Origin of the sequence: Saccharopolyspora sp. NFXS83, assembly GCF_026241095.1 — a bacterium.
Taxonomy (GTDB): Bacteria; Actinomycetota; Actinomycetes; order Mycobacteriales; family Pseudonocardiaceae; genus Saccharopolyspora_C.
The window spans coordinates 35,286-61,244 of the sequence record NZ_JAPFGB010000011.1 but is presented as its reverse complement, the minus strand read 5'-3'; the positions used below and the strand labels follow the sequence as shown (position 1 = coordinate 61,244).

The window sequence follows — 25,959 nt, the reverse complement described above, 5'->3', positions numbered from 1 at the left end:
TGGCGGACCCGCTCGGGAAGAAGATCCCGCAGCGAGGAAGCAACCTAGGTCCCGCCACCCGCCCCACTACGCGGATCGTTCGGAGAGCGCGGCGAAGCCGGCGGCGGCTTCCGGGAACAGGACCGGGAGCGGCCGGTCCGCGGGCCACAGGCCGTGCTCGGCGGCCTGCCGGGCCGCGCGGGTGTACCGGGTGGGCGAGACGCCGAAACCGGGCAGCCGCTCGTCGGTGAACACCTCGTGCGGCGTGCCGTCCAGGACGATCGCGCCGTCGGCGAGCACGACGACCCGGTCGGCCAGCTCGACGAGGCCCGCCACCTTGTGCTCGACCAGCACCACGGTGATCCCGCCCGCGCGCAGCGCCGCCAGGGCCCCGAACACGAGCGCGGTGCTGGCCGGGTCGAGCTGCGAGGTCGGTTCGTCGAGCACCACCACCCTCGGCCGCATGACCAGCACCGCACCGATCGCCACCAGCTGCTGCTGGCCGCCGGAGAGGCCGAACGGCGACCGGTCGGCCAGGTGCGCGATGCCCAGTTCGGCGAGCACGGCGTCGATCCGCTCGACCATCTCCGCCCGCGGCACGCCGAGGTTCTCCAGCCCGAACGCGAGCTCCTCGCGGACGGTGAACTTGGCGCCGGACATCTGGTTGAACGGGTCCTGCACGACCAGGCCCACATCGGTGACCGCTTCGGCGAGCGGGGTGGTGGCCATCGAGCGGCCCGCCACCCGCACCGCTCCGGTCAGCGTCCCGCCGGTGACGTGCGGGACCATGCCCGCGATCGCCGCAGCGAAGGTGGACTTGCCCGCTCCGCCCGCGCCCACGACCCCGCACACCTGGCCCTGCGGCACCGACAGCGCGATGCCGCGCAGCGCGGGCTCGGCGGTCTCCGGGTAGGCGAAGCCGACGTTCTCGAACTCGATCACCGGGCGACTCCGACGACGTTGGCGACGACGGCGGCCACCGCGACCGCCGCCATGAGCAGCCGCGCCACCCGCTGCGCGGGGGAGTCGGCGAGGGCGAGCAGCGCGGTGCGGCGGTGCGGGGCGCCGAACGCACGCGCCTCCATCGCCACCGCGCGGGCTTCCAGGTCGGCCAGCGAACCCAGCAGCAGCGGGCCGATCAGCGGCAGCAGCGTCCGCACCCGGCGGCGCAGGCCGGTGGTGTCGAGGCCCCGTGCCTGTTGGGCGCGCAGCACGTTGCGGGCGCGGGTCCGGAACGCGGGCACGATCTGCAGCGTCGCCGACACCACGTAGCTGGTCTTCGGTGAGAGGCCGCGTTCGACCATCGCGCTCATCAGCGCTCCCGGATGCGTGGTGAGCAGCAGGAACAGGAACGCCCCGAGCATCGCCACCAACCGCAGCGAGGTGAGCGCCGCGAAGGAGAGGCCCTCGGCGGTGACCGCCACCGGTCCCCACGCGGCCAGCACCGTGGTGCCTTCGGGGAAGAACAGGCCTTGCAGCAGGAACACCGAGATCACCAGCGGCGCCGCGAACAGCGGCAGCAACCGGGCGTAGGTGCGCCCCACTCCGGCGACCACGACGGCGGGCGCCAGCACGAGCAGCACCAGCAGCAGCGGCGCCCAGAACACCGGGATCGCGAAAGCCGTGGTGGTCACGGCCAGGGCGAGCGCCAGCTTGGTCACCGGGTTGAGCCGGTGCACCGGGGAACCGCCGTCCTGGAAGAACATCACCGCGCTCATGCGCCCACCTCCACCGGGGCGGTGCGCCGATCGCGGCCGAAGACGCCGTGCTCCCGCGCGAACGGGAACCGCTGGCGCAGCCGGCCGGGCAGCGCGGACAGGACCGCGTAGGCCAGCAGGCAGACCACCACCTTGTCCAGCGGGTCGGCGATGAGCCCGTTGATGGAGGCGGCCTCCAACATGCTGTTGCCGTAGGCCTGCAGCGTCCCGATGACCACCGACTGCCCCAGCTGGCCGCTCGCGTTGCCGAAGACGAACGCGGTGGTCGGCGCGGAGACCATCCCGGCGACCACGCCGATCAGCGCTCCGGCGGCGACCACCGTCGGGACCCGCCGGAACAGGCCGAACCGGGCGAACAGGCCCACCAGCATGCCGACCGAGGCCGCGGTGACCGCGTAGGGCAGCGAACCGGGGTTGATCGTCATGCCGACGGTGATGCTGGACAGCGCCCCGCAGGCCGCGCCCGCCGCAGGCCCGGCCAGCGCGCCGACGAGCACCGTGCCGATGGAGTCCAGGTGCACCGGCAGGCCGCTGATCCGCACCACCTGGCCGATCACGATGTTGAGCGTGATGGCCACCGGGAACAGCGTCACGGTGGAAGTGGAGAGCCGGGCCATGGCACCGCTGACGATGAGCACCGACCCCAGCAGGTAGCCGACGAGGGCGAGCAGCGCCGCCGAGCCGCCGACCCCGTGCGGGGACGTCGGGCGGGTCGCGATCAGGGACGCGTAGGTGAGCACGACCACGGCGGCGCCGAGGGCGATGCGCGCCCCCGACGACAACCGGATCGGCGGCACGAGGCGAGTTGCGGTCATGCGCTCGGGCGGCCTTCCTGCCAGAGCACGGGGCAGTACTCGGGATCGGCGTAGTCGGGCACGCCGTCGGCGGTGCGGCGCACCAGCTCGTCGTGCTTGTAGGTGGTCTGCCTGCTGTCGGTGGCCAGCCGGGGGTCCCGGTAGGTGTTCGAGCCGTCCTGCATGTGCATGGAGATGGCCCGGCGCGGCCGGTCGCTGATGTTGGCGCCGCTGCCGTGGTAGAGCCTGCAGTGGTGGAAGGTCATGTGGCCCTTGGGGATCGTCATGGGCACCTTGACCACGTCGGCGTCGTTGCGCCGGGACGCTTCGGCGAGCAGGTGCTCGCGCTGCTGGTCGCCTTCGACGGCGGCGTGGCCATTGCGGCTGTCCCAACCGCGGAACTCCGACCACCGGTGGCTGCCGTCGACCATGGTGATGGTGCCGAGCGACTCGTCGCAGTGGTGGAACGGGATGAACGCGGTGATCAGGTTCTCGGAGCTGCAGGACGCCCAGTAGTACTTGTCGAAGTGCCAGGGCACGATGTTCGACTTCTCGCCGGGCTGCGGCGGCTTGTAGAGCAGGGTCGCCTGGAACATCCGGATCAGGTCGACCTGCGCGAGCCGCGCCGCGGTCGCCGCGATGGCGGGTTTGCGCAGGATCGCGGCGATGGCGTCGCTCTCGTAGTGGACGTAGTCGTTGTTGCGCTGGACGTCCCCGTCGGCGGCGGTCCAGTAGGACAGCTTCGCCGGGTGGTGCGGCAGTTCGCGGTCGCGTTCCCCGGAGTAGTAGCGCTCGCTCGCGTCTACGAGGGCGTCGACCTCGTCGTCGGTGAGCAGCTTCGGGGACAGGTACCAGCCGTGTTCGGCGTAGAACCGGACGTCGTCGGCGGAGGGCAGCAGCGCCGGGTCCGGGTCGAGCGAGGTGGTGTCGGGCACGGTTCTCCTCTCAGGGGGTCGCGCGGGCGGGCCGGGCGGGGCGGTCTCGTCGCCGACGAACCCGGACCGACTCATCGGGCGGCGAGCCGCCCGGCACGGAATTGCTCACCGGGAAGATTCCCCTGATCTGCGAAGATGATCACGAACGAGGAAGTTAGCACGCACAAATATGCGCCGCAAGAGCGCCAGACACCCTGCAATTGCCAAGGCAACAACATTTCCCCGATCTCACCCGCATGGATCAGCAGTACTGATATCGACACCATCACGCGATCCTGCGAGAACCAGGACGAATTGACCGACAGGACCAGAACGAGGTCTTTTCGCGCTGCTTCCGACTACGCCTCCACCCTGACCGAATGCGCAGGAACGCCCGTTTTGCCTGGTCGACATGGTTCTCAACCCGAAAAGCAAGCACACGAACGGCCGAATATCCCTAGTAATATCACCAAAGTTCTGATGCTGAAATCGAGACCAGACGGGTTCATACCGACAGTTCGACCACATCAGATCGTGCACGTCAGCACCTATCCCCTCCTCATTGCGGCGAAATGGTGAATGCACTATTCCAGCCGCTATGCCCGCGCCCTCGACCGGCGGTATTCGCCACCCGTCCGACGAGCGCGGACATAGTCGCGGAGGGCACAACCACAGCACCGAGCGGAGCACCGTGCCTGAATTCGATTCCTTCGCCGACGCCTACACCACCGGACTTCGCGAGATCCTCGACAGCGGTTCCGCCGTCCCCTCGGTGCGCGACCCGCACTCCAAGGCGTCGGACTTCGGCCAGAAGGACCGCCCCTACCAGGAACTGATCGCCCACTCCTTCCGCGTGCGCGACCCCCGCAGCTCGCTCGCGATCAGCCCGGCGCTGCCGGTGAACCTGCCCTACTGCTTCGGCCTGCTGGCCTGGTCGCTGGACGGGCGCAACGACGTCGACACCCCCGCGCACTACCGGCGGGGCGCGCACGAGTACTCCGACGACCAGCACACCCTCAGCGGCGCCTTCGGCCACCGCCTGATCACGTCCGCGGGCAACCAGGTCGGAGCCGTCGTCGAGCGCATCCGGCAGGACCCCGCGCACCGGCGCACGTTCGCCCTGGTGCTCGAACCCGAGGACAACTTCCGCCAGTCCCGCGAATACCCGTGCGCGGTGGGCGTGCAGATGTTCCTGCGCGACGACCGGCTGAGCTGGATCACCGTGATGCGCGCGCAGCAGGCCCTCACCGTGCTGCCCTACGACGGCTTCCTGTTCATGCTGATGCACCAGTGGGCGGCGGCGCTGCTCGGCGCGGAACCCGGCCCCTACATCCACCAGTCCGGCACTTTCCACTTCTACGACAACGAGATCGAGCTGGCCCGCTCCGTCGTCGACGGCCCGGTCACCTCGGGGTCGCTGCCCGCGCTGCCCGACACCCCGAAGGAGGCGCAGGCCGCGGTCCGCGAGCTGATCGACACCGAGCGGGGCGTCCGCGAGGCCGCGTCGGCGGGCGACACCGCGGCGCTGGACCGGTTCGCCGCCACCAAGGCCGAATCCGACTTCGCCGACGTGGCCCGCGCGTGCCTGACCACCTTCGCCTACCGCAAGCTCGGTGACTCCGCCACGACCGTGGATTCCCCGGCCGCGGCGGCCGAGGTGCGCGACCTGATCACCGCGCTGTGACCGCCCCGGTCCGAAGCACCGAGGGGAGTCCGAAGTGGACGTAGTCGTGCGCGATCCGCTGCTGCCCGAGCCGGTCGCGGCCGAGCCGGACGACCGGCTCGCCGACCGGCTTCGGCTGCGCCGCAACGAGTTCACCGCCGCGGGCGGCGACCAGGAGGCGGCGCTGCGCTTCCCGGTGCTGGCCGCACTGGTCCCGGTAGCCACCAACCGGGGCGGCGAGGTCGCCTACCCCGGCGACCCGATGTGCCTGTACTCGGCCCTGATCAGCACCGTCGAACGGTCCGCGCACCGGTGCGCGACGGGGTTGCCCGCGCTGCCGGACGTCGACGACGTCTACCCGGACTGGGGCCACTACCCGGACGTGCACTACCGGCGCAGCCAGTCCGGGCCGCGCACCGGGCTGGCGGCCGAGAACCCGACCACCGACGGCAAGGTGTTCGACCCGCGCATCTGGGACGCGAGCGCCCGCGGCGCGTTCCTCGCCCAGCTGCGCGCGCTGCGGCCGAAGGTGCTGCTGCTCAGCGCCGTGTCCGCGGCGCACCGGTACGCGCTGGAGATGGCCGCGGACGCCAAGCGGGAAGTCCCCAAGTGCTTGGTGGTGCTCGGCGGCAGGCACGCCGACGAGACCATCCGGGAGGAACGCGGCTCCGGCCTCATGCAGCTGTCCTGGAGCAGCACCGTGGAGGTGCAGCGCGACGGGCGCAGCGACCGGGTGGTGGACTTCGTCGTCGCCGGCGACGGAGCTCCGCTGCTCGACCTGCTGCTGCAGGCGATCGGGCTGGTGGCGGAGCCGGGTTTCGCCGGGACCGGCGTCGACGCGGTGATGGACGCGCTGGCGCCGCTGGCCGCCACCCGCGCGGACCTGGCCGGGGTCGGCAGCATCGTCGGCTTCGGCGCCCGCGACGTGCTGGTGCAGCCGGTGCGCGGCCGGGCGCTGAGCCGGTCGGAGCTGCCCTCGCCGTACGAGGCGTTCTCCATCCGCGCCCGGTTCGGGGTCTTCGAGCAGGCCGGTTCGTCCCCGCACGGCAGCCGGACCGCGCACATGATGACCTTGGACGCCTGCCCGTTCAAGTGCACCTTCTGCTCGGAGAGCAGCGCGATGAAGCGGCTGCCCACCCGGTTCGCGATCACCGAATCGCAGGAGGTCGCCCGCCGGGTGCGCACGCTCGCCGACTGGGGCGCGGAGGCGTTGTTCTTCGACGACCCCGTGTTCTGGGGCGGCAACTGGACGGCGATCAACGAGTTCTGCCGGGACCTGCTCGCGCTGTCGGAATCCCACCGCCCGCTGCGCGAACTGGAATGGGGCGCGCAGCTGACCGTGGACGTCGTGCTGAACAAGGCCAAGCGCGACGAGGTGGCCGCCGGGCTGGACCTGATGCGCGAAGCCGGGTGCACCTACATCTACATCGGCATCGAGTCGATGTCCGAGCAGGTCATGCGGCACGTAAAGAAGAACCTGCTGCGCCGCAACCCCGAACCGTGGGTGGGCAAGGTCCGCGCGGCGCTGGAGACGATCCGCGACCACGGCATCCGCGTCGGCAGCTCGGTGCTGTTCGGCCTCGACGGGGAGGACCGGGACACCATCGCCGAGACGATCGAGCAGATCGGCCTGCTCATCGACGACGACCTGCTGATCATGGCCAGTCCCAACATCCTCACCTACCACCCGGGCACCGGCGTGGCCCAGGAGCACGGGCAGGACAAGCTCGACTACCACTCCCGCCGGGAGAACACCCCGCCGTACACCTTCTTCGAGGAGGCCTACCCGGAGGTGGTGTCGAAGCTGCTCACCGAGGACGACATCTGGTACATCCACGAGGCCGCCGAGCGGCGCTGGGGCAACGTGCGCAACAGCGCCATCGACGAGAGCGGTGCCGCGTGAGGGCGGGGGTGGCGCTTGCCGTGAGCGATGGCCTTGATCAGTGTCTTGTCAGCGGCGGAGCCGCTGAGCAGTGACCAGCTCGAGCACAAGGACCACCGGCGGGTTCTCAGCGGCTTCCTCGCGAGGACAGCGATTTCGCCGTGCATCGGACATGCATCAGAAATCGATCCCGCGGCGAGGAAGCCGCTGAGGTTCCGCTGAGCGACCCGCTACGCAGGTCATCCGAGATCGAGAGGAACCACGATGCTGGAACAAACCCTGAACCCGCCGCTGGAAGTGGACCGCGGCAGCTACTGGGCGCCGTACTTCACCTACTTCCCCGCCATGTCCCGCTACCTGCCCACCGGCGCGTACGCCCAGCAGGTGCGCCCGCGGGCGTGCGTGCTCGGCGCCTCGGACGGCAAGTTCGCGCTGCCGCTGCTGCGCGCGGGCTGGGAGGTCGTCGGGGTGGAGACCGACGAGCTGTTCCTCGACGGCGGCGAGCTCCACCTGGTCGACGGTCGCCACGAGGTGGTGGGCCTGCGCAAGCGGCTCGCCGACGAAGGATTGGAGGACCGCTGCACCATCGTCGAGCAGGACTACATGACGCTGCCCGCCGACGGCGGTTTCCAGTTCGTCATGGGCAGCGGGCTGTGGTCGATGCCGTCGAACCGCCACCACACCTTGCAGGCGCTGTTCGACCACGCCATGGGCATGGTCGCGCCGGGCGGGATCTTCTTCGCGGACTGGCTGATCGGGCTCAACCCGGAGGAGCGGGCCTGCGGCTACTACCCCGGCTTGGACGAGATGGAGCGCATCGTCGCGCGCGACGGCTGGGAGGTCTTCGAGAACGCGGATCTCGGCATCTACGGCGAGAGCCACGTCGGGTTCGAGCAGTGGCACTACCACCGCTACGCCGCGATCGTCGCGCACCGCTTCCACGCGGCGGCCGGATGACACCGGCACCACCGCGCCGGGTGTGGGTGCTCGGCGGTTCGGCCAGCGGCAAGACGACGTTCGCCACCGAGTTCGCGGCCGTCGCCGGCGCCCGGCACGTGGAGCTGGACCGGCTGCACTGGCAGCGGGACTGGACGCCGCGCCCTGCGGCGGAATTGCGCGCGGAACTCGGCGAAGTGCTGCGCGAACCGACCTGGGTGGTGGACGGGCAGTACGCCGTGGCGGTGGACGACTTCGCCGCCACGGCGGACTGCGTGGTGTGGCTCGACCCGCCGATGCGGGTGTCCTGGCCGCGGCTGCTGCGCCGCACGATCGGCAGGTACGTGCGCCGGGAGGAGCTGTGGGCGTCGGGCAACCGGGAGACGTTCATGAGCGTCGTCGGCCCGCGCTCGATCCTGTGGTTCGCGCTGCGGCTGCGGCAGCGCATCGAGGAGACGAACCAGCGGCTGTTCGACGAGCTCGACGGCACCGGCCCGGTGCTGGTGCGCAGCCGCACCACCGATCCCGCCGAGCTGGCCAGGCGGATCGGCCGCGGCGATGTCGGCTGATCCGGTCGTCGAGGCGGTCGCCACCGACCTCGACGGCACCTTGCTGCGCTCGGACGGCACCTTGTCCGAGCGTTCCGCGCGCGCCCTGCGCGCCGCCGCGGCGCGGCTGCACCTGGTGTACGCCACCGCCCGTCCGCTGTGGAGCGCGCGGGAAGTGCTCCGGGACGCGGCACCGGGCGACCTGATCTGCTCCAACGGCGCCGTGGTCGCCGACGCCGGATCCGGGCGGATCGTGCGCACCGTCGCGATGCCCGCCGAGCTCACCGCCGCCGCGGTCGCCGAGCTGACCCGCCGGTGCCCCGAGGCGGTGTGGGCGCTGGACCGGGTCGAGGACCGGGTGCTCTCCCCCGGCTGGCCGGACGTCCTGGCCAGCGCGACGGCCCGGGTGCACCGGGCGGAGGCCGTGCCCGCAGGACTCGGCGTGCTGTGCCTGATGGTCGTCGGCTGCCCGCCCGAGATCGGCCGCGAGGTGGCCGCCGAACTCGGTCTCGGCTGCACCTCCTCGACCACGGGACTGCTGGAGTTCTCCGCGTCCGGCGCGGACAAGCGGACCGCGCTGCGGTGGGTGCTGGCCCGGCGCGGGACGGCACCGAGCGGCGCCGTCTGCTTCGGCGACGCCCCCAACGACCTGGGCATGTTCGAGGTGGCGGGCACCGCCGTCGCCGTCGCCGGGGCCGCACCCGAAGTGCGGCGCCGCGCCGACGCGGTGATCGGGGGCAACGACGAGGACGGCGTCGCGGCCCATCTGGAAGAGTTGATGATCACACACCGCCGCACCCCAGAAGGACGACCGATGAAGCTGACCGCCTACGACCGCGCCGCCGAAGTTCCGGGGCAGGTGTGGGATTCCCTCCGCGAGCGGGGCACCACCTATTCGGCGTCGGGTTGGCTGGGAGTGCGCGAGGAGGAGCTGCCGGAGACCGGAACGGCCCGCCACCTGATCGCCACCGATGAGGAGGGCGCGGTGGCCGGGCTGGAGACGTACGCCTTCACCGAGCCCCCGCACCGCCTCTACGCCCCGACCTTCCTGCTCGACGGCATCGTCGACGACGAGCGGGCGCAGGCCTGCGAGCGGCGGCCGTACGTGATCGGCGCGGGCTGGTCGGAGTTCCGCGGCCAGCTGCCCGTGCGCCCGGGGCTCCCGGCCGCCGACCGCGCCGCCGCCGTGGACGCCCTCACCGCCGACACCCTCACGTGGGCCGTCGACCAGGACGCCGACCTGCTGAGCTACCTGTTCCTGCCGCTGGACCAGGCGCTGGAGGTGGCCCGCGCGCACGCCGACGCCGAGCCGGTCGTGGTGCTGCAGGACGTGGAGAACGTGCTGCGCACCGACTGGTCCTTCGACGACTACCTGGCCTACCTCCCGCGCAACCGCCGCACCCGGGTGCGGCGCGAGCTGCGCGAGTTCGCCGAGAGCGGGCGCACCATCCGCGAGGTGGAGCTGGCCGAGGTCGTCGACGTGATCGCCCCGCTGAACAACGCGCTCATGCAGAAGTACGGCCACACCTGGTACAGCCTGGAGCGCGCGCTGGACGTCTACCACCGGCAGGCCAGGCACCTCTCGGCCGACAGCTCGGTGCTGCTGGTCGAGGACGAGGGCAGGCCCGCCGCGTTCGCCCTGCGCTACCGCCGCGACGCCGGGATCTACTCGCGGGTGGTGGGCTTCGACTACGACCTGCCGAACCGGGCGGACTACTTCAAGGTCCTGATGTACGAGGCGGTCCGCACCGGGGCCGAGCGCGGCATCTCGGAGATCGGCCTGGGTCTCGGCACCTACGAGGCCAAGCTCGGCCGGGGCGCGCAGCCGGTGCCGCTCTACAGCGTGTTCGCCGGCGTCCGCGAACCACTGCCCGCTGCTGCCGACGTGGTGGCCGCGCACAACCGGCGCAAGGTCGACGAGTTCGCCGAGCAGTTCGGGCGGTTCGTCGTGGGCGGCGCGGACTTCGAGGCGTGGCTCCCGGAGAACCACCCTGCCTGACACGGCCAACGGCCCGTTCCCCTCCCGGTGCCGGATCGTCCACTGAGGACTATCCGGCGCCGCTCGCCGAGCGGTCGCGGGATTCCAGGACGTTCCCGGCTCGACGTTCGGCTGCGCCTCCATCGAGCGTGCGAGGGGCTGTTCGGGGCCGACGTGCCGCCGCGGTCCCGCTGGTGCACCAAAGCGGGCGCCGACGGTGATCCGGCCACCGTCGTCGCCGATCGCCCGCCACGACGGCGGGCGGCCACTTCTCGACCAAGCCCCAGCGCAACCCGGCGCACAGGTCTGATCGTTCCGGCCGCCACCGGGAGGTCACGACCACCCGGCCACGGCGCGGACCGCACTACCTGAAAGTCGTAGTGCGGGGTGGCCGCGAAGCCGATCACGCCGCCGCCGCGGATCTCTAACTTGGCTCGTGACCGGACGGACGAGCGGCGCCTCGTCCCAGAGCACGAGCAGCGAAGAAGTGATCCGATGCGAGGCAGCCAGCACCACGCCGGCGCCGACCCGCGAGCCGCCACCCGGCGGATTCCCCGGCCGGACGCGCAGGAAACGATGCCCATCGCCGTCCCGGGACGGAGCTCCTCCGGGCAGCGGGTCACGACGCTGGACGCGCTGCGCGGCTTCGCGCTGTTCGGGATCCTACTGGTCAACATCCCGCACGTGCTGGAGATGCCGAGCGAGGTCGACGGCGTCGAGTCGCCGGTGCGACGCGCGCTGGACTTGTTCGTCCAGTTCCGCTTCAACGTCATCTTCGCCTTGCTGTTCGGGATCGGCTTCGGCATCTTCATGCGGCGCGCGGCCCGCAAGCACCCCCACCCGCGGTTGCTGCTGGCGCGCAGGCTGGCCGTCCTGCTTCCGCTCGGCGCCCTGCACCAGTTGCTGCACCCCGGCGAATACCTGTTGTTCTACGGCGTGCTCGGTGTCGTGCTGCTGCTCCCGCTGAGCTGGGCGCCGCGCTGGGTGAGCCTGGTGGTGGCGCTGCTGATCCCGGTCAGCCCGGTGCCCGGCGCGCTGGTGCTCGGCTACGCCCTCGCCCGCTACGAGATCCCGCAGACCCTGCACGCGCGCCGCAAACAGCTGGTGGTCGTGTTCGCGGTGTCCGCCGCGCTGTCCGTCCCCGCGCTGCTGACCCAGCTCCACGGCCCGCGGGACCTCGGTTTCGCGCTGACCACCGTGGTCGCCGGGCTGTGCATGGCCACCGCGTACAGCAGCGGATTGGCCCTGCTCGTCCGAACGCGGGCCGGGAAGCCGATCTCGGCCGCCCTGGAACCGCTGGGCCGGATGGCGCTGACCAACTACGTCACCGCGACGCTGCTGATGGTGAGCGTCGGACGGCTCATCGGCCTGGAGGGATCCGACGACTGGGCGACGATGCTCGTGTTCGCCGTCGGGATCATCGCCGTCCAGGTGGTGTGGAGCAGGCTCTGGCTCGCCCGCTTCCGCTACGGCCCGCTGGAATGGGCGTGGCGCTGCATCACCTGGTGGGACCGGCAGCCGATCCGCGCGCAGGCGCCCGCGAGCTGACGACGCACCCGCCCCTGTTCACCGTTGGGGGTTCGCCGCGGCGAGCCTGACCCGGATGGCGTCGACCAGCAGTCGCAGCACGTCGTCGAAGGGCGGAATCCAGATGCCGAGCGTCTCCGGCGCGCCCACCGCGGCGGAGAGCTCGTCGGCGGGCGCGTTCGACAACCCACCGACGACGGCGGCGGTCGTGGCCGCCCCGAGGACCTGCTGGGAAATCGCGCTCGCGGCGATCGCCCGGTCCTCCTCGGTGCCACCGGCCTCGCGCAGCGCGGTGATGATCCGCTGCGCCAGCGCCAGCGCGTTCGGCCCGATCAACGGTCGCGCTCCCGCGAACCCGGCGGCCCAGGGGTGGCCGACGAACGAGTCGTAGTACTGCTTCGCGACGCGGAAGACGACGTCGTCCCACGGCACGTCGTCCCCGGGCAACGCGCTCGCCGCCTCGGCCAGCACGTGGTCGACCGCCAGGTCGATGAGATCTTCCCGGCGTTGCACGTACCAGTACAGGCTCGTCGCGTGCACGCCCAGTTCTGCCGCGACCTTGCGCATGGTCAACGCGCTCGCCCCGTCGCGGTCGAGCAGCGCGACGCTCGCGACGACGATTCGATCCCGGCTCAGCGATGACTCCGAGCGGCGCGGGCGTTGCGGGCGGTAGAAGACGCTGTCCGGCTGCTGCTCGGACGGTGATTCGGACATGGGTCGAGCATAATCGAGACCTACACTGTTGGATTTTTCTCCTACAGTGTAGGTTGCTCGTCATGATCACCGATGAGCACGCGCAACAGCGCCCCGCCGACACCGTCGACCTGGCCCGCACAACGGCCCTCCCGGCCCGCGGCCTCGCCGCGTACTTCCTGATCGCGTTCGGCTTCTCCTGGATCCTCTGGGCGATGAGCGCCGTGGTACGCGACGTGGACCCGATGGCGTTCGTCATCGCCGGCAGCTTCGGCCCGGCGATCGCGTCGGTGGTCGTCACCGCCGCGACGCAAGGCAAGGCCGGGGTCGGCGCATTGTTCCGGCGGTACTCCCCACGCCGGCGGGGCTGGTTCCTGCCCTACCTGGTCGCGCTGCTGCCCGGCGCCTTCATCCTCGCCTCCGGGCTGATCCCGGTGCTGCTCCACGGAGCCCGGATCGACGAGGCAGCGCTGGCACCCGCGCTGGCGAGCCTGCCCGCGACCTTCCTGTTCATCGCACTGGTCGGTGGCGGCAACGAGGAACTCGGCTGGCGCGGCTTCGCCCTCCCGCGGCTGCAGTCCGCGCTCCCGCCGTTCGCCTCGAACGTGGCGCTCGGGATCATCTGGGCCGTGTGGCACGCCCCGCTATGGGACATCCAGGGCACCTCGCAGGCGGGCATGTCGGTCCCCATCTACGTGATCCTCGTGGTCACCTTCTGCGTCTCCTTCGGCGCCGTCTGGAACATCTCGCGGGGAGGCCTGCTCGCTGTGGTGATCGCCCACGCCGCCGTCAACACCGCCACCGGACTCAAGGCCGCCGCACTCGGCTCGACGGGCGAAGTCGACTCGGTGATCGCGATGACCGTGCTCTGCCTCCTCATGCTGGCGTTCACCAAGGGACGCCTGGGCCTGCCCCGCCGCAAGACCCCCGAGCAGCCCGAGTCCTGACCGAACCGCGCTCAGGCCCACCCGGCGGAAGCGCTTGGTGGGCCGGTGCCGCGTTCAGCGGTCCTCATCCCAGCCCGTTCCGGGAGATCGCAGGGAATTCGCCGCACCACCCGAAGTGCGGCAAGGTCGGATCTCGTTGAGCCACCACCGGAAAACACACCCCCGGCCGCGGCGGCACCCGAAAGCAGCGCCACTCCCACCCCCGGAGATCACGCCGCCCCGACCGCGCCCGCACCCAACGAAGCCGCACACACCCAGCACCCCACCCCTGTGCACGACCACAAGCCCTCACACCACAAAATCCCGGCCACACCTCGTGCACTGGATGGCAACTCCGAGTTCGCCCGCCTTCCAGAGCGCTCAGCGGAACCGCTTGATCGAGCCCCTGGCCGATCGGCCGGGGTCGTCCCCCGTGCGAGCTACGCGCAGGTGTCCACCGCACGGTGACGATCTCGGGCGCCTGCGCGCATAGCGTTCAGCGCAGCCGCAGCGCAGGTCGCGGATTCGCGAAGGAACGTGGTGCTGAATTTCGCCGCGCTGTCCGGTGATTCAGCTTTTCCCGCGTTTCTCTCATGGAGGACAGCATGATCCGCACTGGCAAGGCGTCCGCTTTGATCGCACTGTGCTGCGCCGTGGCCGGTGCCGGACTCGCCGGATGCGACGACGGCGCGCGAGCGGGGTCGAACGTCCCCGGCGCCGCGGCGTTGCTCGACGACGACGACTTGTTCACCGGGACGAAGGAGTTCGACGTGGACGGCCGGTCGGTGCACGTGTCCTGCTCCGGTGTCGCGGTGCCGGGCAGGCCGGTCGTCGTCCTCCTGCACGGCGGTGGTGACGGGCTGGACGAGATGGCCGATCTCCAGCGGACCTTGGGCGAGAACGGCCGGGCCTGCTCCTACGACCGGCTCGGCGCGGGCGCCAGCGACCGGCCCGACGGGCCGCAGACCTTCGAGGACAGCGGGAAGGTGCTGACCGGCGTGATCGACCGCGTCGGCGTGGGCGAACCGGTGGTGCTGGCCGGGCATTCGCTGGGCGGGCTGATCTCGGCCCGGTACGCCCCCGAACACCAGGACGAGGTCGCGGGTCTGGTCCTGCTGGACGCCACTTCCCCGACGCAGTCCGCCGACCTGGAGCGGGAGATCCCCGCGAGCGCCACCGGCCCGGCGGCGGAGCTGCGCGAGCAGAGCCTGGCGATCTTCCGCGGGGAGAACCCGGAGCGGCTCGTGATGCCCGACGGGGACGTGGCCTCCGCCGGGAACATCCCGGTCGAGGTGATCCAGCACGGCAAGCAGTACCTCGCGGCCGTCCCCGAGTACGGGCCGGGACTGGAACGCGCCTGGGCCGAAGGTCAGCAGAAGTGGCGCGCGCTCTCCACCCGCAGCGAGGCGAGCACCGCCGTGAACAGCGAGCACTACATCTACCTCGACGAGCCCGGCGTCGTGGTCCGAGCGATCGACCGCGTCGTCGCGCGGGCGGCCGACGACGAGCTGTTCGGCTGACGACGCCGCGAGATCAGGTCGCCAAGCCGTGCCGGTAGGCGTAGACGACCGCTTGGACCCGGTCTCGGAGGTCGAGCTTGGTGAGGATCCGCGAGACGAAGGTCTTGACGGTCTCCTGGCTGATCACGAGCCGTCCGGCGATCTCGCTGTTGGACAGCCCGTCCGCGACCAGGCGCAGGACCTCCAGCTCTCGTGGGGTGAGCGGGAGGTCCTGCGGGTCGCTGTCGACCGGCCGGATCCGGGCCGCGTACTTGCCCACGAGCCGGCGCGTCACCTCGGGAGCCAGCAGCGCCGCGCCGGTGGACACGGTCCGGATCCCGTTCAGCAGCTGGTCCACCGGCGCGTCCTTGAGCAGGAATCCGCTGGCTCCCGCGCGCAGCGCCTCGTAGACGTATTCGTCCAGGTTGAACGTGGTCACCACGAGCACCTTGACCGGCTGCGCGATCCCGGCACCGGCCAGCAGGCGGGTGGCCTCGATGCCGTCGAGCACCGGCATCCGCACGTCCATCACCACGACGTCCGGCCGCAGCCGCCCGGCGAGCTCGACCGCGGACTTCCCGTCCCCGCATTCGCCCGCCACTTCGATGTCGGGCTGCGCGTCCATGATCGTCACCAGGCCGGTGCGGACCAGCACCTGGTCGTCGCAGACCAAGACGCGGATCGGCGCGCTCACGACGGGGTCCCCTCGGGTATGCGGGCCCGCACGACGAAGTCGCCGCCCGCGCCCGCACCCGCGCTGAAGTCGCCGCCGAGGACGTCGACGCGTTCGCGGAGACCGGCCAGACCCCGCCCGCTCCCGCCGGGGTGCTCCGTCCGAGACCCGGAACCGTCGGTGCTGACCTGCACCGCGATCTCCCCAGCGCCGTGGCGCACCTGGACCGAGGTGCGGCTGCCGCGGGCGTGCTTGAGGGCGTTCGTCAGCGATTCCTGCACGACCCGGTAGGCCACGAGGTCCGCGCTGCCGGTCGACTCCGCAGGCTCGCCCTGTTCGGTGAACTCGACCGGCTGCCCGACCCGGCGGGTCTGCTCCACCAGCGACTGGAGCCTGCCGACGTGCGGTGCCCTGGTCTCGGCGTCGTGATCGGGGTTGAGCACTTCGAGCAGGTGCCGCAGATCGGTGATGGCGCTCCTGCCGGTATCGGTGACGGTGGTGAGGGTCTGGTCGAGGCGCTCCGGCTCGGCCGTCAGGTACCGGGCCGCCTCGGCCTGCACGACCATCGCCGTCACGTGGTGGGTCACGACGTCGTGCAGTTCGCGGGCGATGCGGGCGCGTTCGGAGGTGCGGGTCTCCGCGGCCACGCGGCGGCGGCGTTCGGCCTCCAGCGCGCGAGTGGAGCGCAGCCACGCCCCGATGCCCCACGCGATGGCCGCCAGCACGTAGAACAGCACGTACCCGCCGAACGGCTCCGGCGCCCCGAGCTGGACGAGCACGACCACCAGCGCCACGTACGTCGCGGACAGCACGACGCATGCGGTGCGCCGGTGGTGTTCCAAGTGGGTGCCCGCGCTGATCAGCACGAACGTCAGCGCGGTACCCGCGACCATGTGGTAGCTGCCCACTTCGGCGAGGAGGAAACCGAGCACCACCAGGGCGAGCGACGCACCCGGCCACCGCCTGCGCCAGGCCAGCGGGAAGCATTCGAGGGCGAGCGCCACCGCGGCGAACGCGTCGAACGGCCGCCCCGGCAGATCCCCGACCTGCGTCTCCTGCCCGCGGAACACCGGCAGGAACGACGCGACGATCAGCAGCAGCGCGAGCGGGAAGTCCCGGGCCACCACGGGCCGCCGGAGCCACCACGCCCGGACGCGCCGCACCTTGATCATGGCGAAAGATTAGCGGTAGCGGCGGTGGCCCCGGCACGTCCGCGGCGCTGGGCCGAGCCGCCACGCCGCCGGACCGGATCCGCCCTTCACCGCGCCTGATCCGGTTCGCGGCCCTCAGCCACGAATCGCGACCCGGCGCCAGAGCGGCATCGTCACGACGATCAACGCGCTCGCGATGGTCGCTGGCATCGGTACTTCCCAGGCGCCCAGCAGCACCCTCGCCACCACGTATCCGATCAGCAAGCCGAACGTCACGAGCCGCCCCAGCACCAAGTTGAGCATTCCCACCCCGACCGACCGCGTGGTGATCGAGCGCCCGCCTCCCCGCGCGGCGGCGAAGCCCTTCCAGCGCGGCAGCACTACGAGGATCACCACGCTCGCGACCAGGACGTAGGTCAGCTGCGTGCTCAGATCCGGGCGGAGATCCGTACCGGCACCGACCCCCAGGACGACTGCCCCGAACACCCGCAGCAACCAGTTCGGTTTCGCATCCCCGCTCGACGCCGGTGGGCGGCGTTCAGCGATCTCGTCGTGCACCGACTGCGTCCGCATCTCGAAACTCCCGCGTGATCGTCATCTCGGCGGCGAGCTCGGTGCCCGCCACGGGCTCTTGTACCGCCCGTGGGAAAACTACCCGCTAACTTTCCATTTAGCAAGTGCTTTCTTGATCGTCGACGGCGCCATGACCTGCATAGACACGACTTCAGCAGGTCACGGCGAGAGAGCACTGACTGCCGCCGACCTCGGACTGCGCCTTGCGACCGTTCTCGTCAGCGGAGCCGCCGACCGCCCGGCCTTCGCCCCCGGGCGACCGCCACCTGCAGCGACTCGGCCGGGCTCACCGCTCCCGACCTGACCGGCTCGGCCGACCCGACGACATCGCGCTCGCGGCCCTCCTCCGAGGCGATGCCCCGTCAGCGGCGCAGCAGCCCGACCAGCGCGGCGGTGTCGTGCCTGCGGAGCCAGGCGACGACGCACACCACGACGAGCGTGATCGCCGGGATGGCGACCAGCTCCGGGTCCTGGACGGCGGTCAGGACCGTCGCACCGATCATGAGGGGGACCTGGCATGCCGAGGCGAGCCCGCACAGGCGCGGCACGAGCAGCGCGATCGCCCCGGCGAACTCGAGCCAGCCGACGACCACCATGCCCGGGATGCCGAGTCCGATCAGGTCGAACGGATCGACGGCGATCGGATTTCCCAGCATCTTCGGCAGCGCGATCAGCGCGAACACGATGGCCAGCAGCACTTGCAGCACCCACAGGGCGGCGGTGGCGGCGGCCGGGCGACTCCGGGGGGCGGGCGATGTCGTGGTCATGGCGGTTCCGTTCATTCCGTGGCGACCGCGAACCGGTCGCCGTGCTCGATGGGTGCGAGTGGCTCGGCGTGCCGAGCTCGTGGGACAGGTGGACATCAGGCGGGAGGGCGCTGCTCCGCCAGGCGGCTGCGGATCCGCTGCTGGAGCACCCCGAGCTGCTCGGCGTCCGCGCGGACGCCGGCGTGCGGGAGGAGCTCATCGGCGCCGTACCGGGGGATCACGTGGAAGTGCAGGTGGAAGACGGTCTGCCCCGCAGCCGCCTCGTTGAACTGGACGACCTGCACGCCCGCGGGGCGGAGCTCGTCGGCGAGGGCACGAGCGAGGCGCTGCACCACGTGCACGACCGCGGCGAGTTGCCCGGGGGTCGCGTCCAGCAGGGTCCTCGGCCGACCGCTCTTCGGGATGACCAGCACATGCCCCGGCGACTGGGGGAAGACGTCGAGGAAGGCGAGGACCTCCTCGTCTTCGTGGACGACGTGCGCGGGCTCCGCACCGCGGATGATCTTCGCGAAGGGGTTCTCGGGGTCGTAGTTCTCGGTCATTGGCGGCACGGCCTTCTCATGGCGGGGTGCGGGCGGGAGCGGCATCCCGCCTCCCTCCACTGCTCGTCGCCGCGATTAGAGGCCGTGCCGTCGCGGCACGCTCAACTCGGAACGGCCCGTGCGTGACGGGCATCACTCGCGCCGCGGCGCGACAGTCCCGGAGCGGCGCTCGGACTCGTCGGTGGCGCGTTAGAGAACGGCGGGCGGGTGGCGCACCGTCGCACCGCGGTCGCACCACGGCCGACGCCCTCGGGGATCGACGGATCAGGGAGGAACCGCGGCAGGCGCGGTCGCGCGAAACGGTCGAGGTGCGGGTGAAGCCACCGCGCAGATGTTCTCCCACGAGGGCCTCGCCGCGATCATCGAACCGGATCACCGAACGGACGGTCCTGTCGATCGGCACGCTGTACCAGCACTTCCCCGACGAGGAGGTGCCGTTGCGGGCGGCGGCGCCGGGGCGGACGGCGTGGGCGACGTGCGGACGGACTCGACGATCGCGGTGCTACTGGTCGCCGTCATCCGGCGCGTCGAGCGCAGCGGTCGAGCCTGAAGTGCTCAGGCTGTCCCACACCCGCATGACGTGGCCCACCGCCGCGTCGATGGTGCGCCGAGGAACGCCGTCGCGGGCTTCGGTGGAGATGCCCCACATGAAGCCGGCGAAAGCCGAGGCCAGCTCGGAAGGGTCGCACTGGGCGGGAAGGTCTCCGGCGGCGACGGCTCGTCGGATGCACGCGGTGAGGTCGCGGCGGACCAATGCTCTGCGGTCGGCCAGTAGCGCGCGGGCCTGGTCGTGATCCGCCGCCCCCGTCGTGGCGGACAGCACCACCAGGCACCCGCTGGGGTGGCTCGGATCGGTCTGCATGGCAACGGACTGGCGCAGGGTGCGCTCAACCGCCGTCCTAGGCGGAAGTTCCTCGTCCGCGACATCGTCGGTGACCTGGCCGAAGGAACTGTTGTAGCGCCGCACGACGGCGTCGAACAGCCCCTGCTTGGAGGAGAAAGCCGCGTAGAAGCTCGCCGAGGAGATGCCCATCGCCGCGCGCAGCTGGGCCAGCGACGTCGCTTCGTAGCCGTGCTCCCAGAACAGCAACAGCGCCCCGTCCAGGGCGCTGTCGAGGTCGAACTCCCGCGGCCGTCCCGTACGCGCCATCAGACCTCTCCTCTCACCACTTCCAGATTAGACGATCCACAAGAAGCTTGACAGCCGTTCGCGGCTCGACTCTACTTGTGGAGTGATTGATCCAAAAATAGGTCCGGCAGCCGGCAAGGCGAACCGGGAGCCGAACCACCCGAGGCGCGAGGACAGGGATCAGTTGCCGTGGTCGGCTCTTCTGGCCATGGCCCTGACTGGATTCGTCATCATCATGACCGAGACGCTGCCCGCGGGTTTGCTCCCCGAGGTCTCCTCGGGACTGGCGGTGAGCGAGGGGGCGGCCGGTCAGTTGGTCAGCGCGTACGCGCTGGGCACGGTCCTCGCCGCGATCCCGGCGATAGCGGCGACGCGGAGCTCGAGCCGCAAGCCCCTCCTGGTGCTGGGCATCGCCGGGTTCGTCGTCGCGAACGCGGTCACCGCGCTCTCCGGCGTGTACTCGCTGACGCTCGTCGCACGGTTCGTCGCCGGCGCGTTCTCCGGACTGCTGTGGGGAATGATCCCCGGATACACCCGCCGCATCGTCGCGGCGGAGCGAGCCGGGACCGGCCTCGCGGTGGCGATGGCCGGCACGCCGGTGGCCCTGTCGATCGGCACGCCACTGGGGACCTTCGCCGGTGCGCTGATCGGCTGGCGGTGGACGTTCGCCGCGATGTCGGTGCTCGCGGTCGCGCTCGTGGTCTGGGTGCTGATCGGTGTGCCGAACGCGCCTGGGCAGCCGTCCGGAAATCGCACATCACTGCTGCGAGTGCTGCTCATCCCCGGCGTCGCACCGGTCCTCGCCGTGGTGCTCGGGTGGATGCTGGCGCACAACATCCTCTACACCTACATCGCCCCGTTCCTGACCTTCACCGGTGTCAGCGGGCGGGTCGACGTCGTGCTGCTGCTCTTCGGCCTCTGCGCACTGGCCGGGATCTGGTTCACCGGAACGCTCGTCGATCGAGCGTTGCGCCGGCTCGTGCTCGTCTCACTGACCGGGTTCGGCCTGGTCGCGCTCGGCCTCGGCGTCGCGGGCGGCGCGCCCGTCGTGTTCTACCTCGCCGTCCTCGTGTGGGGCCTGACCTTCGGCGGCGCTTCGACCCAGCTCAACACCGCCGTGGCTGACGCGGCGGGCGACGAGACCGACATCGCCGCCGCAATGGTCACCACCGCCTGGAACCTGGCGATCTTCGGCGGAAGCGCCCTCGGCGCGGTCCTGCTGGAAGCGGACGACCCCGGATCGTTCCCGTGGGCGCTGCTCGTGCTGATCACGGCGAGCCTCCTGGTCGCGATCCTCGCCCGGCGGCACGCCTTCGCACCCGGGCCGCGCTCCGGCGACTCGGCCACCTGATCCGGCCGCACCGAACCACCTACCGGAAGAAACAGCAGAAAGCGCAAGGAGAGAACATGTCAACCGCTCTGCAGACAGGCCAGCCCGTCGGGGGATTCGGCTCGGTGTCCGGAACTCCTGGCTTGCCCGATGGCTTCGAGGAGGTGTTCGCCAGCCGGCTGGTCGACGTCGACGGCGTGCACCTGCACGTCGTCACAGGCGGGGACGGGCCGCCGGTGCTGCTGCTCGGAGGCTGGCCGCAGTTCTGGTACCAGTGGCGGCTGATCATGCCCGCGCTGGCGGAGCATCACACCGTCATCGCCGTGGACCCACGCGGTGCCGGGCTGTCGGACAAGCCCGCCGAGGGCTACGACTCGGGCACTCTCGCCCGCGAGACCCACCGGCTCATGCAGGTACTGGGCTACGACCGGTTCGCCATGATCGCCCACGACGTCGGCGGGTGGACGGCGTACGCCATGGTCGCCGACAACCCCGGCCCGGTCACTCGGCTGGCGATCGCCGAGATGCTCATCCCCGGCATCTCCCCCTCCCCACCGCTGATCCCCGAAGACCGTTGGTCCAGCGACTTCGCGTGGCACTACAACTTCAACCGCACCACGGACATCAACGAGCGACTGGTCGAAGGCCGCGAACACCTCTACTTCGGCCACCAGTTCGCCACCAAAGCAGCCACACCCACCGCCGTCCCCGCCGCGGTCGTCGACGTCTACGTCCGCGCGCTGAGGATCCCCGGCGCGCTGCGCGCCAGCTTCGAGTTCTACCGGGCCATCGACGAGATCATCGGACAAAGCGCAAGTCGCAAGAAGGCACCGGTCGAGATCCCCGTCCTCGCGATCTCCGGCAGCGCGGGAGGCCTGGACGTCGCTGCCGAGATGCGGGTCGGCGCCACCGACGTCACCGGCGTGGTCCTCGACGGCGGCCACTACATCGCCGAGGAAGCACCTGAAGCCTTCCTCGCGGCCGTGGAGGCCTTCCTCCGGCGGTAGGAGCGCCTCTGCCCGCAGGCCGTCGCGGGGTGGTCCTGGCACGCCGGGCGGAGCCACGAATCGCAGCCCGCCGCCGGAGCGGCGCGGTCACGATGATCAAGGCACCGGCAGCTCAGCGATCGAGAGCCACCGGTCCTGGGTTCCGAGGTTCGGGCGGCGTGGCCGGGACGTGGGCGCGCAGGAAGGCGAGCTGGTCGGCGATGACCTTCTCGAAGTGCGGGCCGGCGTAGATGTCGAAGTGCCCCGCGGGATAGCGGACGACCTGGCCACGGCGTGCCCTGGCGGCGTGGCGCAGGGTCGCCGCGGCCGGGGCGACGGTGTCGTCGTCGCAGACGCAGAAGAGGATCGGGCAGCGAACCTCGGGGATTCGTCGGCCCGGGGCGTAGAACGGGATTTCCATCGCCACCCGTGCCGGCACGTCGTTGCGGTACTCCGCCTCGGTCAGGCCTGACGCCTCGAGCAGGCCTGTCACGCCATCAACGACATCCGCAGCGTCCATCAGCCCGACCTGACCGGTGCGGGCGGCGACCTTGACGCGCGTCGGCGCTCCGCCGAAGAGCCGCCCGAGCTGATCCTTGGCCGCGGCTGCGACCAGTCGTGCGAGTGCTCGCGGCGAGATCTGCCGAGCGGAGACCAGACCGTCGGTGAAGGGGCACTGCGCGATCGCGGCGACCACGCCCGGATCGGCGGCAGCGGTGGTGATGGCATGCCCGCCGCCGAACGAGGTGCCCCACAGCACGACGCGGTCGCCGTTGACCTCGGGGAGCGCGCGGGCGCATGCGACCGCGGCGAGCCAGTCCTCGCGCTGCCGGCGAACGCTGAGCAGTTCTCGTGGCTGCCCGTCGCTGTCGCCGAAGTGGCGGTAGTCGAAGACCAGGCAAGCGTAGCCCGCGGCCTGGAAGCACTCCGCGAACGCCGCGAGTCGCAGCGTCTTCACCGCGCCGAGGCCATGTGCCATGACCAGCACCGGCGGCGGGTCGGCGTGCGCGTCGGCGTCCGGCAGGTAGAGCCATGCGTGGCACGTACCGGTACGGGACGGAAAACGCAGCTCACGGCGTGCGGGCGGAGCGGTGTCAGTCATCGCGCGAACCTTTCTTGATTGGTATTCAAGAAAGGTGACGTGTTCTTGACCGTCTGTCAAGATGGAGTCGTGCCCCGCAACCGCCGCCCAGTGCCCAAGGAGCAGAGACGCGACGAGCTGGTGGCCGCCGCGGCGGAGCTCTTCGTCCTCGACGGCTACGAGGCCACGTCGATGAGTCGCCTCGCCAAGCAGGCCGAGGTCACCCCGAACACGCTCTACTGGTATTTCCGGGACAAGGACGAACTCCTGGTGGCCGTCGCCGAGCGCTACCTCCGCGCCTTGCTCCACGAGCACGCGCCGCTGGCCGACCGACCGCTCGCCGAGCAGTTCCTGTGGCTCGTCGAGCGCCTGCGCCCCGTCCGCCACCTGGTCGCCACGGTGCACAGCCGCGTTGCCGTCTCGGATGCGGTCCGCTCCTGGCACGACAGCTTCCACCGCACCTTCGAGGACCTCTTCGAACGCCGGCTCACGAGCCCGTTCGCCGCCGAGCACCGCGCCGGCGAAGTCGCGGCAGCGACCTTCGCGCTCGAGGGCGCGATCACCCACGACCTCGACGACACGACGACCCGCCGGCTTTGCGAAATCACCGCCGACCGCCTCCACCACGCCGCCGCGCTCAACCCCGGGACGAGCACGAACCCGTGAACGACCTACCGCTCCCAGTCGACGCGCGTCGCAGGTTCGAGCACGAGCACCGACGGAAGCGAACCGAGATCAACGGCTCCCCATCGCCTCCCGAACACAGAAAACCCCCGCCGGTGAAGATCACCGACAGGGGTTCTGACCTGTGTGCGCGATACTGGGATCGAACCAGTGACCTCTACCGTGTCAAGGTAGCGCTCTCCCGCTGAGCTAAACGCGCTTGTTGAGTTGTGCTCGCCGTGGCGTGCGGGGACAGCATAGCGGAGGCGAGATCAACAGCCGCGCGGGCCCCGGCCGAACCGGGGCCCGCCGCTGGCGAAGCCGGTTCAGACCTCGCGCTCGAAGGTGATCAGCAGGCCTTCGACGCCGTCGGGGCCGAAACGGCCCTTGACGTCGGCGCCGGTGAGCTCCTTGAGCCGCCAGCCCTCGGCGGCGTGCTCGTTGAGGATGCTTTCGAGCTTGTCACCGGACATCTTGCCGCCGAGCCACTTCTCCCGGAGCTCCACGACCTTGTACTGGTACGGCATGCGTTCCTCCTCGGCTTCGGTCCCGCGCAGATCCCCTCGGTGGACGCGCGGGACGCTCGGAGGTTCCAAACGCGAAAACGCCACTCCCACCCCGGTTCGGGGCGAAAGTGGCGTCCGGTTACCGGCAGCGGAAGATCAGCGGTCGGCCATCTTCTTCTGCAGGTTCTCGTCCAGCGAGGCCAGGAACTCCTCGGTGGTCTGGTAACCCTGGTCGCCGCCGACGAGCAGCGCGAGGTCCTTGGTCATCTTGCCGCTCTCGACGGTCTCGATGACGACCTTCTCCAGGGCCTGGGCGAAACCGGTGACCTCCGGAGTGGAGTCCAGCCGGCCGCGCTGCTCCAGGCCGCGGGTCCAGGCGAAGATCGACGCGATCGGGTTCGTCGACGTCGGCTTGCCCTGCTGGTGCTGGCGGTAGTGGCGGGTGACAGTGCCGTGCGCGGCCTCCGCCTCGACCTTGCCGTCCTCGGTCATCAGGACCGAGGTCATCAGGCCCAGCGAACCGAAGCCCTGCGCGACGGTGTCGGACTGCACGTCGCCGTCGTAGTTCTTGCACGCCCAGACGTAGCCGCCCTCCCACTTCATGGCCGTGGCGACCATGTCGTCGATGAGGCGGTGCTCGTAGGTCAGGCCCTTGGCGTCGTAGTCGGCCTTGAACTCGTTCTCGAAGACCTCTTCGAAGACGTCCTTGAAGACGCCGTCGTAGGCCTTGAGGATCGTGTTCTTGGTGGACATGTACACCGGGTACTCTCGCTCCAGCCCGTATCGGAACGACGCGCGGGCGAACTCCTCGATGGAGCGCTTGTAGTTGTACATGGCCATCGCCACGCCGCCGTCGGTCGGGAACTGCGCGACCTCCTGCTGGATCGGCTCGGAGCCGTCCGCCGGCGTGTAGGTGATGGTGACCGTGCCAGGACCGGGGACCTTGAAGTCCGTGGCCTTGTACTGGTCGCCGTGCGCGTGGCGGCCGATGATGATCGGCTTGGTCCACGTGGGCACGTACCGCGGGATGTTCGAGATCACGATGGGCTCGCGGAAGATGACGCCACCGAGGATGTTGCGGATGGTCCCGTTCGGGCTCCGCCACATCTTCTTCAGGCCGAACTCTTCTACTCGGGCCTCATCGGGGGTGATCGTGGCGCACTTGACGCCGACGCCGTGCTGCGCGATGGCCTTCGCGGCGTCCACCGTCACCTGGTCGTCGGTGGCGTCCCGGTGCTCGATGCCCAGGTCGTAGTAATCGAGGTTGATGTCCAGATACGGGTGGATCAGCTTGTCCTTGATGAAGGACCAGATGATCCGGGTCATCTCGTCGCCGTCGAGCTCGGCGACGGTTCCCTGGACCTTGATCTTGCTCATGTGGCGGGGTGCTCCTCTCGCGAGATGCAAGCGGTACAAGCGTACTGCTATCGGTATCGATTGTGCCCCGCCCCCGCCTCCGGCGACAGCGGCATGAGACGAAAACGCCCACCCGGCCATCGAT

At 70.6% G+C, this 25,959-nt stretch carries 26 protein-coding genes and 1 tRNA gene; 12 read left to right on the top strand and 15 right to left on the bottom strand.

What is annotated here, in order from left to right:
• Positions 1–66: 66 nt before the first annotated feature.
• Genes OOZ19_RS14470 through OOZ19_RS14455 form a run of 4 tightly spaced genes read right to left on the bottom strand, consistent with a single transcriptional unit; the run spans position 67 to position 3,426 of the window.
• On the bottom strand, positions 67–921 hold the full coding sequence (locus OOZ19_RS14470; protein WP_266090617.1) for an energy-coupling factor ABC transporter ATP-binding protein: 855 nt from the start codon (positions 919–921) through the stop codon (positions 67–69).
• Positions 918–1,697, bottom strand: a complete 780-nt coding sequence (locus OOZ19_RS14465) for an energy-coupling factor transporter transmembrane component T family protein (RefSeq protein WP_266090616.1) — start codon at positions 1,695–1,697, stop codon at positions 918–920. The genes OOZ19_RS14470 and OOZ19_RS14465 overlap by 4 nt, the downstream gene beginning before the upstream one ends.
• Positions 1,694–2,512, bottom strand: a complete 819-nt coding sequence (locus OOZ19_RS14460; RefSeq protein WP_266090615.1) for a hypothetical protein — start codon at positions 2,510–2,512, stop codon at positions 1,694–1,696. Before OOZ19_RS14460 ends, OOZ19_RS14465 begins: the two co-directional genes overlap by 4 nt.
• Entirely contained in the window at positions 2,509–3,426 is a 918-nt protein-coding gene (locus tag OOZ19_RS14455; RefSeq protein ID WP_266090614.1) for a phytanoyl-CoA dioxygenase family protein, read from the bottom strand. Before OOZ19_RS14455 ends, OOZ19_RS14460 begins: the two co-directional genes overlap by 4 nt.
• 135 nt (positions 3,427–3,561) lie before the next feature.
• Here OOZ19_RS14455 and OOZ19_RS14450 point away from each other — a divergent pair, with 135 nt between their 5' ends.
• The 7 genes from OOZ19_RS14450 to OOZ19_RS14420 all read left to right on the top strand — a co-directional run bounded on the left by OOZ19_RS14450 (position 3,562) and on the right by OOZ19_RS14420 (position 11,960).
• The gene (locus tag OOZ19_RS14450) at positions 3,562–3,984 is read left to right on the top strand and encodes a hypothetical protein (protein WP_266090613.1); all 423 of its coding nucleotides are present in this window, start codon (positions 3,562–3,564) and stop codon (positions 3,982–3,984) included.
• 112 nt (positions 3,985–4,096) lie between these two features.
• Positions 4,097–5,089, top strand: a complete 993-nt coding sequence (locus OOZ19_RS14445) for a thymidylate synthase (protein WP_266090612.1) — start codon at positions 4,097–4,099, stop codon at positions 5,087–5,089.
• Positions 5,090–5,123: 34 nt separating this feature from the next.
• Positions 5,124–6,971 (top strand): B12-binding domain-containing radical SAM protein, encoded by a 1,848-nt coding sequence (locus OOZ19_RS14440; RefSeq protein WP_266090611.1) that lies wholly within the window; start codon positions 5,124–5,126, stop codon positions 6,969–6,971.
• A gap of 243 nt (positions 6,972–7,214) precedes the next feature.
• Positions 7,215–7,907, top strand: a complete 693-nt coding sequence (locus OOZ19_RS14435; protein WP_266090610.1) for a class I SAM-dependent methyltransferase — start codon at positions 7,215–7,217, stop codon at positions 7,905–7,907.
• On the top strand, positions 7,904–8,455 hold the full coding sequence (locus OOZ19_RS14430) for a P-loop NTPase family protein (RefSeq protein WP_266090609.1): 552 nt from the start codon (positions 7,904–7,906) through the stop codon (positions 8,453–8,455). The genes OOZ19_RS14435 and OOZ19_RS14430 overlap by 4 nt, the downstream gene beginning before the upstream one ends.
• The gene (locus OOZ19_RS14425; protein ID WP_266090608.1) at positions 8,445–10,433 is read left to right on the top strand and encodes a GNAT family N-acetyltransferase; all 1,989 of its coding nucleotides are present in this window, start codon (positions 8,445–8,447) and stop codon (positions 10,431–10,433) included. Before OOZ19_RS14430 ends, OOZ19_RS14425 begins: the two co-directional genes overlap by 11 nt.
• Before the next feature lie 474 nt (positions 10,434–10,907).
• The gene (locus OOZ19_RS14420) at positions 10,908–11,960 is read left to right on the top strand and encodes a DUF418 domain-containing protein (RefSeq protein WP_266090607.1); all 1,053 of its coding nucleotides are present in this window, start codon (positions 10,908–10,910) and stop codon (positions 11,958–11,960) included.
• A gap of 18 nt (positions 11,961–11,978) precedes the next feature.
• On the opposite strand, the gene OOZ19_RS14415 is transcribed toward OOZ19_RS14420, so the two are convergent.
• Positions 11,979–12,653 (bottom strand): TetR/AcrR family transcriptional regulator, encoded by a 675-nt coding sequence (locus tag OOZ19_RS14415; protein ID WP_266090606.1) that lies wholly within the window; start codon positions 12,651–12,653, stop codon positions 11,979–11,981.
• A 62-nt stretch (positions 12,654–12,715) separates the two neighbouring features.
• Here OOZ19_RS14415 and OOZ19_RS14410 point away from each other — a divergent pair, with 62 nt between their 5' ends.
• Together OOZ19_RS14410 and OOZ19_RS14405 are read left to right on the top strand one after the other, a co-directional pair.
• A complete protein-coding gene (locus tag OOZ19_RS14410) occupies positions 12,716–13,579 on the top strand; it encodes a CPBP family intramembrane glutamic endopeptidase (protein WP_266090605.1) in 864 nt (287 codons plus the stop codon).
• Between the two features lie 584 nt (positions 13,580–14,163).
• On the top strand, positions 14,164–15,078 hold the full coding sequence (locus OOZ19_RS14405) for an alpha/beta fold hydrolase (protein ID WP_266090604.1): 915 nt from the start codon (positions 14,164–14,166) through the stop codon (positions 15,076–15,078).
• A gap of 13 nt (positions 15,079–15,091) precedes the next feature.
• Here OOZ19_RS14405 and OOZ19_RS14400 read toward each other — a convergent pair whose 3' ends face one another.
• The 6 genes from OOZ19_RS14400 to OOZ19_RS14375 form a co-directional block, all read right to left on the bottom strand.
• A complete protein-coding gene (locus tag OOZ19_RS14400; protein ID WP_266090603.1) occupies positions 15,092–15,751 on the bottom strand; it encodes a response regulator in 660 nt (219 codons plus the stop codon).
• Positions 15,748–16,902, bottom strand: coding sequence for a sensor histidine kinase (locus OOZ19_RS14395; RefSeq protein ID WP_266090602.1), 1,155 nt, complete (start codon positions 16,900–16,902; stop codon positions 15,748–15,750). The genes OOZ19_RS14400 and OOZ19_RS14395 overlap by 4 nt, the downstream gene beginning before the upstream one ends.
• 114 nt (positions 16,903–17,016) lie before the next feature.
• Entirely contained in the window at positions 17,017–17,454 is a 438-nt protein-coding gene (locus OOZ19_RS14390; RefSeq protein ID WP_266090601.1) for a hypothetical protein, read from the bottom strand.
• A gap of 362 nt (positions 17,455–17,816) precedes the next feature.
• The gene (locus OOZ19_RS14385) at positions 17,817–18,221 is read right to left on the bottom strand and encodes a DoxX family protein (RefSeq protein ID WP_266090600.1); all 405 of its coding nucleotides are present in this window, start codon (positions 18,219–18,221) and stop codon (positions 17,817–17,819) included.
• 95 nt (positions 18,222–18,316) lie between these two features.
• Positions 18,317–18,763, bottom strand: coding sequence for an HIT family protein (locus tag OOZ19_RS14380; protein ID WP_266090599.1), 447 nt, complete (start codon positions 18,761–18,763; stop codon positions 18,317–18,319).
• Positions 18,764–19,265: 502 nt separating this feature from the next.
• Complete coding sequence (locus tag OOZ19_RS14375; RefSeq protein ID WP_266090598.1) at positions 19,266–19,913, bottom strand: TetR/AcrR family transcriptional regulator; 648 nt, start codon at positions 19,911–19,913, stop codon at positions 19,266–19,268.
• A gap of 187 nt (positions 19,914–20,100) precedes the next feature.
• On the opposite strand from OOZ19_RS14375, the gene OOZ19_RS14370 reads away from it, so the two are divergent.
• Positions 20,101–21,243: an MFS transporter gene (locus tag OOZ19_RS14370; RefSeq protein WP_266090597.1), complete on the top strand. Its 1,143-nt coding sequence runs from the start codon at positions 20,101–20,103 to the stop codon at positions 21,241–21,243.
• A gap of 56 nt (positions 21,244–21,299) precedes the next feature.
• On the top strand, positions 21,300–22,229 hold the full coding sequence (locus tag OOZ19_RS14365; protein ID WP_266090596.1) for an alpha/beta fold hydrolase: 930 nt from the start codon (positions 21,300–21,302) through the stop codon (positions 22,227–22,229).
• 112 nt (positions 22,230–22,341) lie between these two features.
• Here OOZ19_RS14365 and OOZ19_RS14360 read toward each other — a convergent pair whose 3' ends face one another.
• Complete coding sequence (locus OOZ19_RS14360) at positions 22,342–23,310, bottom strand: alpha/beta hydrolase (protein WP_266090595.1); 969 nt, start codon at positions 23,308–23,310, stop codon at positions 22,342–22,344.
• Between the two features lie 69 nt (positions 23,311–23,379).
• On the opposite strand from OOZ19_RS14360, the gene OOZ19_RS14355 reads away from it, so the two are divergent.
• The gene (locus OOZ19_RS14355) at positions 23,380–23,955 is read left to right on the top strand and encodes a TetR/AcrR family transcriptional regulator (RefSeq protein ID WP_266090594.1); all 576 of its coding nucleotides are present in this window, start codon (positions 23,380–23,382) and stop codon (positions 23,953–23,955) included.
• A 145-nt stretch (positions 23,956–24,100) separates the two neighbouring features.
• Here the strand turns inward: OOZ19_RS14355 and OOZ19_RS14350 are convergent.
• From OOZ19_RS14350 to OOZ19_RS14340, 3 genes are all read right to left on the bottom strand, one after another.
• A tRNA-Val gene (locus OOZ19_RS14350) sits at positions 24,101–24,172 on the bottom strand.
• Positions 24,173–24,278: 106 nt separating this feature from the next.
• The gene (locus tag OOZ19_RS14345) at positions 24,279–24,479 is read right to left on the bottom strand and encodes a DUF4177 domain-containing protein (protein WP_266090593.1); all 201 of its coding nucleotides are present in this window, start codon (positions 24,477–24,479) and stop codon (positions 24,279–24,281) included.
• A 135-nt stretch (positions 24,480–24,614) separates the two neighbouring features.
• Positions 24,615–25,835, bottom strand: coding sequence for an NADP-dependent isocitrate dehydrogenase (locus tag OOZ19_RS14340; RefSeq protein ID WP_266090592.1), 1,221 nt, complete (start codon positions 25,833–25,835; stop codon positions 24,615–24,617).
• Positions 25,836–25,959 lie beyond the last annotated feature (124 nt).